Here is a 13,396-nt window from a genome sequence, read left to right on the forward strand (position 1 = left end):
TCTGACGAAGGAAGAATCTCAAAATAATAGTCTCTGATGAGATTCTTCCTTCGTCAGAATGACAAACTGCGTGTTCTTTTATCCTAGTAAATTCAAGTACTAAATGGTATAACACGAATTTCTTAACCCTTTAAAGTAAAATTTGTGTAATTTGGGCTAAAAAAACCAAATTTGCGTTAAAATATTTCTATTAAAAAATGTACATAAACCATCACAATATTAGTCTTCCAGAAAATCCAGATACTATCGTTTGGAAATACTTAGACTTGTCTAAATTTTTAGATTTATTGTTGTCGCAAAAAATGTTTATGTCTCGTTCGGATAAGTTTGAAGACCAATATGAGGGCACATTTAGCGAACCTACTTTTGAAGAAATTAAAAAAATTGCAGCCAATAATCCTGAGTTTTTATATTATTACAAATCACATCGCGAGAAAGTTGCCATTAGCAGTTGGCACACAAATGAATATGAAAGTTTTGCAATGTGGCAAATTTTTACCAAAAACCAAGAAGGTTTAGCCATACAATCGACAATTGGGAGATTAAAAGAAGCGCTGCAACTCGAAAAAAAAAGCAAACAATATATAGGCGAAGTAAATTATATCGATTACAAAAAAGAATATATTCCGTTTGATGATAATTTTTTTCCGTTCTTATTTAAACGAAAAAGTTTTCAGTACGAACGTGAAGTTAGGATTATTACCGATGTTACAGAACAAAATATTTCGATAAATGACGGGCTTAAGATTAATGTAAATATTAATGCGTTAATCGAAAAAATATATATTCATCCTAAATCTGAAAACTGGTACAAAAAGTTAGTCATCGAATTAGTAACTCAATTGGGTTTCGATTTTGAAATTGAAAAATCAGACTTAGAAAGTGATATTTTGATTTAGTGTATTGCCGAATATTCTTCTACTTTCCAATCTTTATTTTGAAAGTTTACAAAATGATAATGTACTTTATCAGTCTTATCGAAAGCGCCGTTTTTATTTATATCTTCTATAGTTCTAAAATATAAACGACTGTTAGATTCAATTAAATTCCAGTCTATAAGCTCTTCAAAATCAGCAGCAATTTTGGTAAATTTGCTTCCACTAATGTCACTTAAATAAATAGTTTTTATATCGCTAGAATTTATTTTGCCGTCGTTATTGGTATCCATATCGGCTAATGTATAAACCAATACTTGTTGCTTTTCTTTATCTGAAACGGTTTTCAAGTAAGTTACTGTTTCTATTAGAACTGGTTTTTCTGTTAATAAATGTAGTGAATCTGAACCTGTTTTCTGAAATTTAAAATTGCTTATATAACCTGTTATTTCGTATTCACTATAATTAGACACTTTAAAACTTTCGTCTTTGTCATAAGATGATGATGCGGAACCTGAATTAACTTTAGAGACTCCATCGGTCACACTATATTCGCCCATAGGATGAATTAAGAAATTAGTTCCTTCTATCTGAATGGGTAAATCTGCAATTTTTATTTGTGTCGAGTCCTTTTTTACGGGTGCTACAACGGCTTTTGCGTCTTCATAAATTACTTTTGGTTTTTTAGATTCTTGTTTGCAGCTTACCAACAGGATTAGTATTGGAAGAATATATATTGAGAGCTTTTTCATATTTTAAAATTTTATATCAAAGATAAGATTATTTATAATTAGAAAAGTAGAATGTCATAAAGTNNNNACTTTATGACATTCTACTTTCTACCTTTTATTACAACTTCACATTCAGTTTTAAACTAAACACACGAGTTGTTAAATAATTGGGCACTCCTTTTTGATCTTTAGAAACTACATCTCGCACCCAAGTATTTGTAATGGCATTTTGATTATTAAAAAGATTAAAAACCTCTAATCCTACAGACAAATCTTTAAATTTTTTGAGCCAATGTCCTTCTTCTTTGGCTCTAGCTCTATCTGTAAATACATACGAGAAACCTAAATCGGCACGACGATAATCACGCAAACGCAACTGATAATTGTAAGGGTCTGCATACGATGGCGAACCACCTGGCAAACCTGTATTATAAACTAAATTCAGATACATTTTGAAGGTAGGAATATTAGGTATATAATCCTGAAATAGGATTGCAAACTTCAATCGTTGGTCTGTTGGTCTTGCTATATAACCTTTATTGTTACTGTTTTCTTCCGTTTTTAAATATCCAAAACTCAACCAAGATTCTGTGCCGTGCACAAACTCTCCATTTAATCTTAAATCTAACCCTTGTGCATAAGCTACCGCATTATTATTTGCTTCATATCTTATTCGTACATTGTCTAATGTATAGGGGTTTACATTGGTTAATGATTTGTAATATGCTTCGGTGACTAGCTTAAAGGGGCGATTCCAGAGTTTAAAACTATAATCATTTCCCAATACAATATGCACCGATTGTTGTGCTTTTACATTAGGAACAACCTGCCCGTCTTGGTTTCGCAATTCTCTATAAAATGGTGGTTGATGATACAATCCGCCCGAAATTCTGAATAACATATCCTTATCCCAATCTGGTTTTATAGCAAATTGCGCTCTCGGGCTAAGGGTAATTTGGCTCTTGCCTGAAATATTTTCGCCACTTACCTGCCACTCCTGGCCACGAATGCCTATATTGGTAAAAACATCGTTATTTTTCCATTTAGTGCGTCGGTTCCATTGTGCATAACCTGAAAATCTAGAAATATTTGCATAATTTGTGGCTCTCACATTATGATAAGGCAAGAGGGGACCGTAATAAGGATTGTATGGTTGCTCATTTCTAGGATTTATTTTCGGCGGATTTATAGAAAAACCTGCTGAATCTATTACTTCCCATTCTATTAGTCGGTCACGAATACTTTCTCGGGTGTATTTAATCCCCCATTCTATTTGGTCTTCGTTTTTTTTATGAAACCCCTTAACCTCAGTATTTACAATTAAAGCATCTAAATCATTTCGAGCGTGCGTTAGCTGCGAACCAACTGCTCGGGAAAAATTAACGTTTCCAAAAGTTTCAGATCCTAAATTAGAATCTATTTCGCCTAAACGATATTGGGCCAAAATATCGAAATATTCCTGTTCGGTTGTATGATATACTGATGTTATTAACTTTAAATTAAAATTTTCGTTTACCTTATAACTGGTTTTAAAAGCACCAAAAAGTGTATTATACCTGTCTTTCTCCTGACCTTCATAAGTAACCAAAAGCGCAATTGGATCACTAATTGAACCAAAATTTGTTTGTCGTGTTAGTGGAATGTAATCGTATTTATTTTGGGCAATATTGCCTAAAAAACTAAATTGCCATTTTGCATTGGGGGTAAATGTGATATACGATTGTACATCTAAAAAACGTGGTCTAAAATTAGTTTGTGTTTCCTGACTTTTAACTAAAAGAGCATTATCACGGTATCTAACACCAGTTATGGTTGTCCATTTTTGATTTTTAGAAGCCGTTTCTACAGCAATACTTCCGCCAAGAAAACTAGCTTCGAGTGATGCACCAAATTTTTTAGGCGTGCGATAGGTTATATCTAAAACAGATGATAGTTTATCGCCATATTTTGCCTGAAAACCTCCAGCGGAGAAATCGATATTCTGAATCAAATCGGCATTGGTAAAACTCAAACCTTCTTGCTGACCTGATCGAACTAAAAACGGACGATATACTTCTATTTCATTTACATAAACTAGATTTTCATCATAATTCCCACCACGAACAACATATTGTGTACTTAACTCGTTGTTAGAATAAACGCCTGGCAATGTCTTCAGAATATTTTCGACACCTGCATTTGCGCCAGGAATTAATCGCACTGCTTTGGGCGAAATTGTAGTAATCCCTTCTACCCTTTTTCGGTTGGTATTTGTAATAATTACTTCGCCTATTTGTTCTACATTATTTTTTAAAATGATATTAAACTCGTAATCTTCATTCGCTTTTAATTGCAATGAGACTACAGCCGCTTTTAGCGAGATATGAGAGAATTTTAAATTAGATTTTATATTGCACGGCATAGTCAAACTATAAAATCCATTTGTATTTGTAGTGGTTCTATTTTCTTGAAAAATAACATTTACACCCGCTATAGGTTGGTTATTTTCGTCAAGAACAATTCCTTTTACTCTTGCTGTTTGCGCAAAAGAATACAGCGTAAAAATGAATAGAAGTAGTGTAAATTTAGTCTTCAAAATTATTTATTTTGTTTTATTAAAATTAGACTCAAAAGTAGTAGCGTTTCCTACATTATCTTTTACGATAATTTTAAATTTATTATTTCCGTTTATATATTTATTATTGGATAAATTATGTGTGAGTCGGTTTATTTTATTTTCATATTCCATAAGAATCCATTCTCCGTTTAGGTAAGCATCGTAGGAAGCAATTCCTGACAAATCATCGGAAATAGAAATTTTTAATGTTTGCTGTTTGTCTAAATTTGCACCATCAGAAAAATTTGGATTATAAATTTGTGGTGCAATTGTATCTTTCGATAAAAAGAATTTTCCTAATTTTTTAGTTTTAATAACAAACAAACTATCGTTTTTTGATGTTGTGTTATACTCTGTCCTGGTTCCGTTTAAATTGGCTATAAACATCTTTTCTCGCTCTAAAACTGTATTTTTTGTAGCATCGAAAGAAATCGTCATATTTTCGGCCACAGCAACAGAATCGTCATGAAGAAAGAGTTCGTTATTTTTTACATCAAATTTCAAATAAAAATCATCATAAAAAGTATTGGCTGGAATAAATACTGAAATTTGATCTTTTACATAATTATTATCATTACGTGATTTTAGCAAATATGGTGTTGCCTTGGTTATTTTTTGCTGCGTAATAGGTAAAATTCCGTAAGAAATAGGAACATTTACAATAGTTTTATTGCTATGAAAATCTTGCAAAACGATTTTAAAATTCATGGTAAAATTTGAAGATACATTTACAAGTCCGTCATCTTTAATCATTTTTATAATATTTTTGGGATATATATAACCTACAAATAGTTTCTGAAAGCGTTGCTTCTGGGTTTTATATCTAAAAAAATCTATAAATGTGTTAATATGCTTGGTTTCTTCAAAAGAAAAAGAATCAAATTCATAACCAAAATTAGGTATTCCGTTTAGATATGTATCTAATTTGTAAATGCCATTTTTGCCGTAATTATCCTCTGAAATATCGTATGCGTTTATACCAAATCCTATTTTGCCATTGGCAATAATTTTACTGGCTAAATAAGAACCGTCTTTTTGCAGAGAAAGACTAATGGCCACTGGATTTTCAGAGCCATTTATTTGTGATGTTTCAGATAATGGATAGACCAAAAGTTCTGAAATTTGGGGCGATTTTGTATCTAAAAAACCAGAATCGAAACCAAAAAATAAAGGATTTATAATTTTTTCGGTTTTTGTATCTCTAATTTCAAAATGCAAATGTGGCCCTCCAGAACTTCCTGTATTTCCAGAATAAGCAATTAAATCTCCTTTCTTTACAATAATTTCATTTGGTTTGGGAAAAATTTCTATTTCGTAGCTTTTTTTAGAATAATGCACTGCATTTAAAATTCCCTGAATTGCTGGTGCAGCGCTCTGCAAATGCCCGTAAACAGTAGTATAACCATTAGGATGGTCTATATAAATAGATTTCCCGTAACCGCCAGTAGAAATTTTAATACGTGAAATAAAACCATCGGCAGTAGCATAAACAGGGAAACCTTCTTTTTTTTGGGTTCTAAAATCGATACCAGAATGAAAATGATTGGGTCTTAACTCTCCAAAAGAACCAGCAATAGCAAGAGGGATATCTAAAGGAGATCTGAAATAATCTTTAGGATAATTATTCTGGGCAAAAACAACATTAAAAGCAAATAAAAAAACAACTATAATCCTCATAAAAAAACTTTTTTGCTAATATAACAAAATAATCTTATAAAAATTGCACAAAAAACATATTGATAACACCAACATCTTAAAGCTTTTATAAATTAAACCAATAAAAAATGATTTTTTTTATAAAAGCTATTGTTATAATTGATTAGGAATACTAACTTTGTCAAGTTATGTAATGAATTTTTATTGCAATGAGTGATATTAGAGAAATTATTGATTCTCTTGAAATTAGGTTTGAAAAGTTTTTAAAAAAAATGGAAGATTTGGAAGATGCAAATCGAATTTTATCAATGAAACTAGACGAATCTGAGCGATTTATATTAAATCAAAACCAAGAAATTAAAACTATAAAAGCAAATTTCGACTCGATAAAAATTACAAATTCATTACTTGGTAGTGACGAATACAAAAGAGATACAAAGCTTAAGATAAATTCATTAATTAGGGAAATAGATTATTGTATTGCACAACTTTCTGATTAGAAAGCATAATGAGTGAAAAACTAAAAATAAAAATATCGATTGCAGACAGGATTTACCCACTAACGGTAGATGTAAGTCAGGAAGAAGGACTGCGTAGTGCTTCTAAAAAAATTGATGCTATGATGAAACAGTTCGAACAAAATTATGAAGTACGTGACAAACAAGATGTTTTAGCCATGTGTGCCTTACAATTTGCTTCGCAAGTAGAACAAAAACAAATTGACAAGTCAGCAACAGAACAAAATACTATACTAAAGCTTAGCAAACTAAATGAATTATTAGGCAAATATTTAGATAAATAACACGTTCTTTACATACACTAAATACTACCTACATTAGTACCTATTTGATAAACTCAACACTAACAAATTAAAATGAGCAAATCATCGTTACTATAGCAAGCCAATTTAGTTTGGAAGCTTGAACAACGAGTTAACTCAAAACTTGTCAATCCGAGTTTATACAATACCCGCTGATGTAGGTTTTTTTTATATATAACTTAAAAACAAATATGGACATTATAACAATAATAATAGCAGTAATTGCTGGAATAGGCGGCGGATTTGGAATTTCAAAATTTTTAGAAAAAAGTGGCGTTTCTAATTTAATAAAAAACGCAAAAAAAGAAGCTTCTTCTATCTTAAAAGATGCAAATTTAGAAGGAGAAAACATAAAAAAAGATAAAATACTACAAGCAAAAGAGAAATTTATCGAACTGAAATCTGAACACGAACAAGTAATTCTAACTCGCGATCGCAAGGTTGCAGAAGTAGAAAAAAGAGTACGTGATAAAGAATCGCAGGTTTCAGGAGAATTATCTAAAGCAAAAAAGATAAACGACGATTTTGAAGCAAAAACAAACGAATACAATACTAAACTTGAAAATCTAGAAAAAAAGCAAGTTGAAGTAGAAAAAATGCACAAAAGCCAGTTACAACAACTAGAGGTCATCTCAGGCTTATCTACAGAAGAAGCAAAAAATCAATTAATTGAAGGTTTGAAAAGTGAAGCTAAAACACAAGCGATGGCTCACATTCAAGAAACTATTGAAGAAGCAAAACTCACTGCACAACAAGAAGCTAAAAAAATAATTATTAGCACCATACAACGTGTAGGAACTGAAGAAGCGGTAGAAAATTGTGTCTCTGTTTTTAATATCGAATCCGATGATGTAAAAGGTAGAATTATTGGTCGAGAAGGTCGTAACATTCGTGCAATCGAAGCCGCAACTGGCGTAGAAATTATTGTAGACGACACACCAGAGGCTATTATCCTTTCTTGTTTTGATCCAGTTCGTAGAGAAATTGCCCGTTTAGCATTACACAAATTAGTAACCGATGGTCGTATTCACCCAGCACGCATCGAAGAAGTAGTCGCAAAAACAACCAAGCAAATTGATGACGAAATTATAGAAGTTGGAAAACGTACAGTTATCGATTTAGGAATTCACGGTTTGCACCCAGAATTAATAAAAGTAGTAGGACGCATGAAATACCGTTCTTCTTACGGACAAAATTTACTACAACACTCGCGCGAGGTTTCTAAACTGTGTGGCATCATGGCAGCAGAATTAGGTCTAAATGTAAAACTAGCCAAAAGAGCCGGATTACTTCATGATATTGGTAAAGTTCCAGATGCAGAAAGCGATTTGCCTCACGCACTTTTAGGAATGCAATGGGCAGAAAAATACGGAGAAAAAGAAGAAGTTTGTAACGCCATTGGTGCCCATCATGACGAAATAGAAATGAAATCTCTATTATCTCCAATTGTTCAGGTTTGCGATGCTATTTCCGGAGCAAGACCAGGTGCGCGTCGTCAGGTTTTAGACTCATACATACAACGTCTAAAAGATTTAGAAGAAGTTGCCTATGGATTTAATGGCGTAAAAAGTGCCTATGCCATACAAGCAGGTCGTGAACTACGTGTTATAGTAGAGAGCGAGAAAGTAAGCGACGATAATGCTTCTAACTTATCATTCGAAATTTCGCAAAAAATTCAAACAGAAATGACTTACCCTGGTCAAGTAAAAGTTACCGTAATTAGAGAAACTAGAGCCGTAAATATTGCTAAATAATTTATACAATCATATAAAAAAGGAAAAACCTGCTAGATTGTTAGTAGGTTTTTCCTTTTTTTAAGAAACCTTTAATATCAAAACCTGAAACCTTTTTCTTAAATTTGTAAGCGATAGTTTTTATCCTAATACCTAAAACCTAAACCCTAATAGTGTCAAGCATAATTCAATTACTTCCTGATCATGTTGCCAACCAGATTGCCGCTGGCGAAGTCGTTCAGCGACCAGCATCAGTAGTCAAAGAATTGCTAGAAAATGCTATCGATGCTGGTGCTTCCGATATTAAGCTCATTTGCAAAGAAGCAGGAAAAGTATTAATACAAGTAATAGACAACGGCAAAGGAATGTCTGTTACAGATGCTCGCTTGTGTTTCGAGCGCCATGCCACTTCAAAAATTCGCCAAGCAGAAGATTTATTCGATTTGCACACCAAAGGTTTTCGTGGTGAAGCCTTAGCATCTATTGCTGCCATTGCGCATGTAGAAATGAAAACCAAACAAGACCAAGAAGAATTAGGCACACATATTATTATAGAAGGTAGTAAATTTGTGTCGCAAGACGTAGCTGTTTTGCCTAAAGGAACTTCGTTTTTAGTCAAAAACTTATTTTTTAATATTCCAGCAAGACGTAATTTCTTAAAATCGGATATTGTTGAGTTGCGCCATATTATTGATGAGTTTCAACGGGTAGCATTAGCACATCATAACATACATTTTACTTTTTATCATAACGGAAGCGAATTATTTAATTTGCCACAATCAAATGTAAGACAACGAATTGTTAATATTTTTTCAGGAAAAACCAATGAAAAACTGGTTCCAATTCAGGAAAATACCGATATTTTATCGATACAAGGATTTATAGGGAAACCAGAATTTGCAAAGAAAAGCAAAGGAGAACAATTCTTTTTTGTAAATGATCGATTTATAAAAAGTGGTTATTTGCATCATGCGATTATGAATGCATACGAAGGCTTACTTCGCGACGGAGCGCAACCAAGTTACTTTTTGTATTTAGATGTGCCACCACATACTATTGATATTAATATTCACCCCACAAAAACGGAAATTAAGTTTGATGATGAGCAGGCTTTATACGCCATTTTGCGCTCGGCAACAAAACACAGTTTGGGACAATTTAACGTCGCGCCAGTTTTAGATTTCGAAAGAGATTTTAATCTAGATACGCCTTATAGTTATCAAAACAAAGAAGCAGAAACACCAACAATTCAGGTAGATAGCAATTTTAATCCATTTCAAGAAGAAAAAAAACAATCTAATTTTAGTTATAAACCAAAAACAGAAAAACAACCACATTGGGAAAGTTTATATGTTGGCTTAGATACAAAATCGATAGATCTTGACGAAATGAGTTTCGAATCGGAAACGGTTACAAGCTCTTTATTTTCTGATTCCGAAGTAGAAAAAGCACCAACAACAACGTATCAAATTCACAAAAAATACATTGTAAATCCTATAAAATCAGGCATGCTAATCATTGATCAGCAAAGAGCACACCAACGCATTTTGTATGAACAATTTTTAACCAATATCACGATTCACCAAGCCAATAGCCAGCAATTACTATTTCCTGTAACTTTATATTTTTCAGGTAATGAAATGGCACTAATTCAAGAAATTAAGCAATCGTTAGAAAGTACAGGATTTGTTTTTGAAGCCCTAAATAAAGATTCGATTGTTATTTCTGGATTACCAGTCACGGTTTCTGAAAGTGAAGCTTCGATAGTTTTAGAACAATTAGTAAGCGATTTACAACAAGAAGTTCCTGATAGTAGTTTTAGCCAAATGGATAGCATGGCAAAAAGTATGGCAAAAAGTTTAGCTGTAAAAACAGGAACTTACCTTACCGAAGAAGCACAAGTAAACCTAGTAAATAACTTATTTGCTTGCAAAGAAGCAACAGTTTCGCCTTTTAACAAAACAACCTTCATCACACTTAGTGTAGAAGATTTAGACAAAAAATTTAGTATATGATGAACAATATGACACCAACTGTAAAGCAGTTACTGATAATTAATATTATCTTTTTTCTTGGAAGTATCGTTGTACCCAATGCCGAACATCTTTTAGCATTATATTATTTTGAAAACCCAAGCTTTAAGATTTGGCAACTAGTCACCCACATGTTTATGCATGGCGGATTAATGCATATAGCCTTCAATATGTTTGCCTTAGTCTCTTTTGGGAGTTTACTAGAAAATATTTGGGGAGGTAAAAAATTCTTGTTTTTTTATTTTTCATGCGGATTAGGAGCTGCTTTAGTACACTCGGGGATGAATTATTATTATTTTCATGATAGTTTAAATATTTTAACAGCACATGGAAATACGACTCAAGATGTTTTAAAAATTTTAGCCGACGGAAAATACAACACTTCGTGGCAGGAAGTATTATCTACCTCACAATTCGACAATTTAATGTCTTCCTTTTCAGTACCAGCAGTTGGAGCTTCGGGTGCTATTTATGGCTTGTTAATTGCTTTTGCTTTTATGTTTCCTAATGCAGAATTAGCATTAATGTTTATCCCAGTTCCTGTAAAAGCTAAATATTTTGTACCCGTTTTAGTGGGTATAGATTTGTTTTCAGGTTTAACAGGGTATTCGATTTTTGGCGGAGGCGTGGCACATTTTGCCCATGTTGGTGGTGCATTAATAGGTTTTATTATTATGTGGTATTGGAAGAAAAACGCTTTCAATAACAAACGCTGGAACTAAAAATCGCAATGACAATTTTAAAAAGCAATATCAACAGAAAAAAAGTAAAATGAATATTTTAGACGATTTAAAACTACAATACAAAAATGGAGATATGGCGACCAAATTAATTTTTTGGAACCTATTGCTATTTACTATTCCAGAAATTGTATTTGCTGTTCTGCAATTGTTTCATATTAATATCAATTATTTTAATTATGTGGCACTCTCTAATCATTTTGGTAATTTAGCAGGGCAACCCTGGACCATTGTTTCGTATTCGTTTTTTCATAGCGGCTTTTTTCATCTGCTTTTCAACATGATAATGCTACATTTTGCGAGTAGATTGTTCATTACATTTTTTACACAAAAACAATTATTCGGACTATATGTTCTGGGTGGTATATTTGCGGGAATTATATACTTAGTTTGTTATACTTTCTTGCCATCATTATCTAATCAAAACACCCTATTAGTAGGTGCTTCAGCATCAATAATGGCAATTCTTTTTGCTACAATGACTTACCAACCTTTTATGAATATTCGACTGGCGTTATTTGGTTCGATTAAATTGTGGCATATTGCAATATTATATTTGGCTATCGATTTAATTCAGTTGCCTTTAGAAAATACTGGTGGACATCTTGCACATCTTGGTGGCGCTTTTTTTGGGTTTATTTGGGTAAAATTTTTGCAAAACGGTACCGATTTAACCAGCAAATTTAATGCAATTATTGATGGTTTTGCCAATTTATTTTCACCAAAAAAAGAAACACCATTTAAGAAAATACACCGCAACCCAAAACCTATAAGCACCGTAAAAACAGCTAGTAAAATTGTAACTAAAGACAAAACACAACAACAAATAGACGAAATCCTAGACAAAATTAGCAAATCAGGTTATGATAGTTTAACCGCCGATGAAAAAGAATTTTTGTTTAAAGTAGGTAAATCGCAATAGTAAAAAGGCATAAAATAAAAAGTGATAACAATTCTAACTTTAAGATTTGACTTTAAGACTTTTGACAATTAAAGATATAAATCGTTTATTTGTACTGAAATTCAATAAAACAAGAAAATGAAAAACCTCTCCTGGTTTAATAAATTGGCTTTTTTTTGTAATATAGTTTTAACTATACTAACATTTCTTGCTTATTTTTTACCATTTTTAGCCCCCAATTGGTTTCCGTTTCTATCTGTACTCACACTTATACTGCCTTTATTTTTAATACTTAACGGTTTGTTTTTTTTGTATTGGTTTATACAATTCAAAAGGCAAATGATATTGTCTGGATTGGTTCTTATTTTAGGAATCACCTTTATTAATAAATTTTATAAATTTTCAGCAAAGGACTTAGAAGCTTCAGACAAAGATTTTGTAGTCATGAGCTACAACGTTCGATTGCTCAATCTCTTTAATTGGATCCCCCGAGATAATGTAGCACAAGATATTTTACATTTTGTAAATGAAAATAACCCAGATTTGCTTTGCATTCAGGAATATTCGACTTCTGCAAAGATCGATTTAAAGATATATCCTTATAGTTCTATTGTTATGAAAGGTAAAAAAATTAGAACAGGACAGGCTATATTCTCTAAATTCCCTATCGTAAACGAAGGAGAATTGGCTTTTCCAGAATCTAATAACAATGCTATTTTTGCCGATATAAAAATAGGAAAAGACCTAGTGAGAGTTTACAATATTCATTTGCAATCGATAAAAATTTCGCCCGATGTTAAAGAAATTAATGAAAATGTAGAAGGAATTAACAAGCAAAAATCTCAAATTATTTTTAATAGAATTAGTGAAGCTTTCAAAAAACAACAGCAACAAGGAGAAATAATTATGAACCACAAAAAGTCATGCAAATATCCAATCATAATTTGTGGCGACATGAATAACAGCGCATTTTCTTACGTGTACCGAAGCATAAAAGGAAATATGCAAGACTGTTTTGAACAGGCAGGAAAAGGCTTCGGACAAACCTATAGTTTTAAATACTACCCTGCACGAATAGATTATATTTTTGCCAACAGTAAAATGCGTGTAAAAAACTTTACTAATTTTCCTGATTTTGTAAACTCAGACCATCTTCCAATAATGACCAGATTGTCTGTCGATTAAAATTTTAACGCATGATTTTTTCAACTATTAAACAAACAAAATCGCTTACAAAACAGAAACAAACATAAGCACAAAGGAGCACAAAGGAGCACAAAAAACCCTCTAATTATAGAAAAATCCTTTCAA

Annotated in this window: 11 protein-coding genes; 8 read left to right on the forward strand and 3 right to left on the reverse strand. The window is 32.3% G+C overall.

The window, feature by feature from the left end:
- The first annotated feature begins 197 nt into the window (after positions 1–197).
- Positions 198–899 carry a hypothetical protein gene (locus B0A57_RS06820; protein WP_011963278.1) on the forward strand — a complete coding sequence of 234 codons (702 nt, stop codon included), beginning with the start codon at positions 198–200 and terminating at the stop codon, positions 897–899.
- On the opposite strand, the gene B0A57_RS06825 is transcribed toward B0A57_RS06820, so the two are convergent.
- The 3 genes from B0A57_RS06825 to B0A57_RS06835 form a co-directional block, all read right to left on the reverse strand.
- Entirely contained in the window at positions 896–1,627 is a 732-nt protein-coding gene (locus B0A57_RS06825; RefSeq protein WP_011963279.1) for a hypothetical protein, read from the reverse strand. The genes B0A57_RS06820 and B0A57_RS06825 overlap by 4 nt on opposite strands.
- A gap of 97 nt (positions 1,628–1,724) precedes the next feature.
- Positions 1,725–4,181, reverse strand: a complete 2,457-nt coding sequence (locus B0A57_RS06830; RefSeq protein ID WP_011963280.1) for a TonB-dependent receptor — start codon at positions 4,179–4,181, stop codon at positions 1,725–1,727.
- A 6-nt stretch (positions 4,182–4,187) separates the two neighbouring features.
- Positions 4,188–5,879, reverse strand: coding sequence for a M23 family metallopeptidase (locus B0A57_RS06835; protein ID WP_034097516.1), 1,692 nt, complete (start codon positions 5,877–5,879; stop codon positions 4,188–4,190).
- A gap of 188 nt (positions 5,880–6,067) precedes the next feature.
- Here B0A57_RS06835 and B0A57_RS06840 point away from each other — a divergent pair, with 188 nt between their 5' ends.
- The 7 genes from B0A57_RS06840 to B0A57_RS06875 all read left to right on the forward strand — a co-directional run bounded on the left by B0A57_RS06840 (position 6,068) and on the right by B0A57_RS06875 (position 13,270).
- Positions 6,068–6,358, forward strand: coding sequence for a hypothetical protein (locus tag B0A57_RS06840; protein WP_011963282.1), 291 nt, complete (start codon positions 6,068–6,070; stop codon positions 6,356–6,358).
- Positions 6,359–6,366: 8 nt separating this feature from the next.
- Positions 6,367–6,660 carry a cell division protein ZapA gene (locus B0A57_RS06845; protein WP_011963283.1) on the forward strand — a complete coding sequence of 98 codons (294 nt, stop codon included), beginning with the start codon at positions 6,367–6,369 and terminating at the stop codon, positions 6,658–6,660.
- 209 nt (positions 6,661–6,869) lie between these two features.
- Positions 6,870–8,432: a ribonuclease Y gene (gene rny, locus B0A57_RS06855; protein ID WP_011963284.1), complete on the forward strand. Its 1,563-nt coding sequence runs from the start codon at positions 6,870–6,872 to the stop codon at positions 8,430–8,432.
- Positions 8,433–8,584: 152 nt separating this feature from the next.
- Complete coding sequence (gene mutL / locus B0A57_RS06860; RefSeq protein ID WP_011963285.1) at positions 8,585–10,426, forward strand: DNA mismatch repair endonuclease MutL; 1,842 nt, start codon at positions 8,585–8,587, stop codon at positions 10,424–10,426.
- On the forward strand, positions 10,426–11,166 hold the full coding sequence (locus B0A57_RS06865; protein ID WP_034097513.1) for a rhomboid family intramembrane serine protease: 741 nt from the start codon (positions 10,426–10,428) through the stop codon (positions 11,164–11,166). Before mutL ends, B0A57_RS06865 begins: the two co-directional genes overlap by 1 nt.
- A gap of 49 nt (positions 11,167–11,215) precedes the next feature.
- Entirely contained in the window at positions 11,216–12,106 is an 891-nt protein-coding gene (locus tag B0A57_RS06870; RefSeq protein ID WP_034097510.1) for a rhomboid family intramembrane serine protease, read from the forward strand.
- 117 nt (positions 12,107–12,223) lie between these two features.
- A complete protein-coding gene (locus B0A57_RS06875; RefSeq protein WP_011963288.1) occupies positions 12,224–13,270 on the forward strand; it encodes an endonuclease/exonuclease/phosphatase family protein in 1,047 nt (348 codons plus the stop codon).
- Positions 13,271–13,396: the final 126 nt, after the last annotated feature.

The organism is Flavobacterium psychrophilum DSM 3660 = ATCC 49418 (assembly GCF_002217405.1).
Lineage (GTDB): Bacteria > Bacteroidota > Bacteroidia > Flavobacteriales > Flavobacteriaceae > Flavobacterium > Flavobacterium psychrophilum.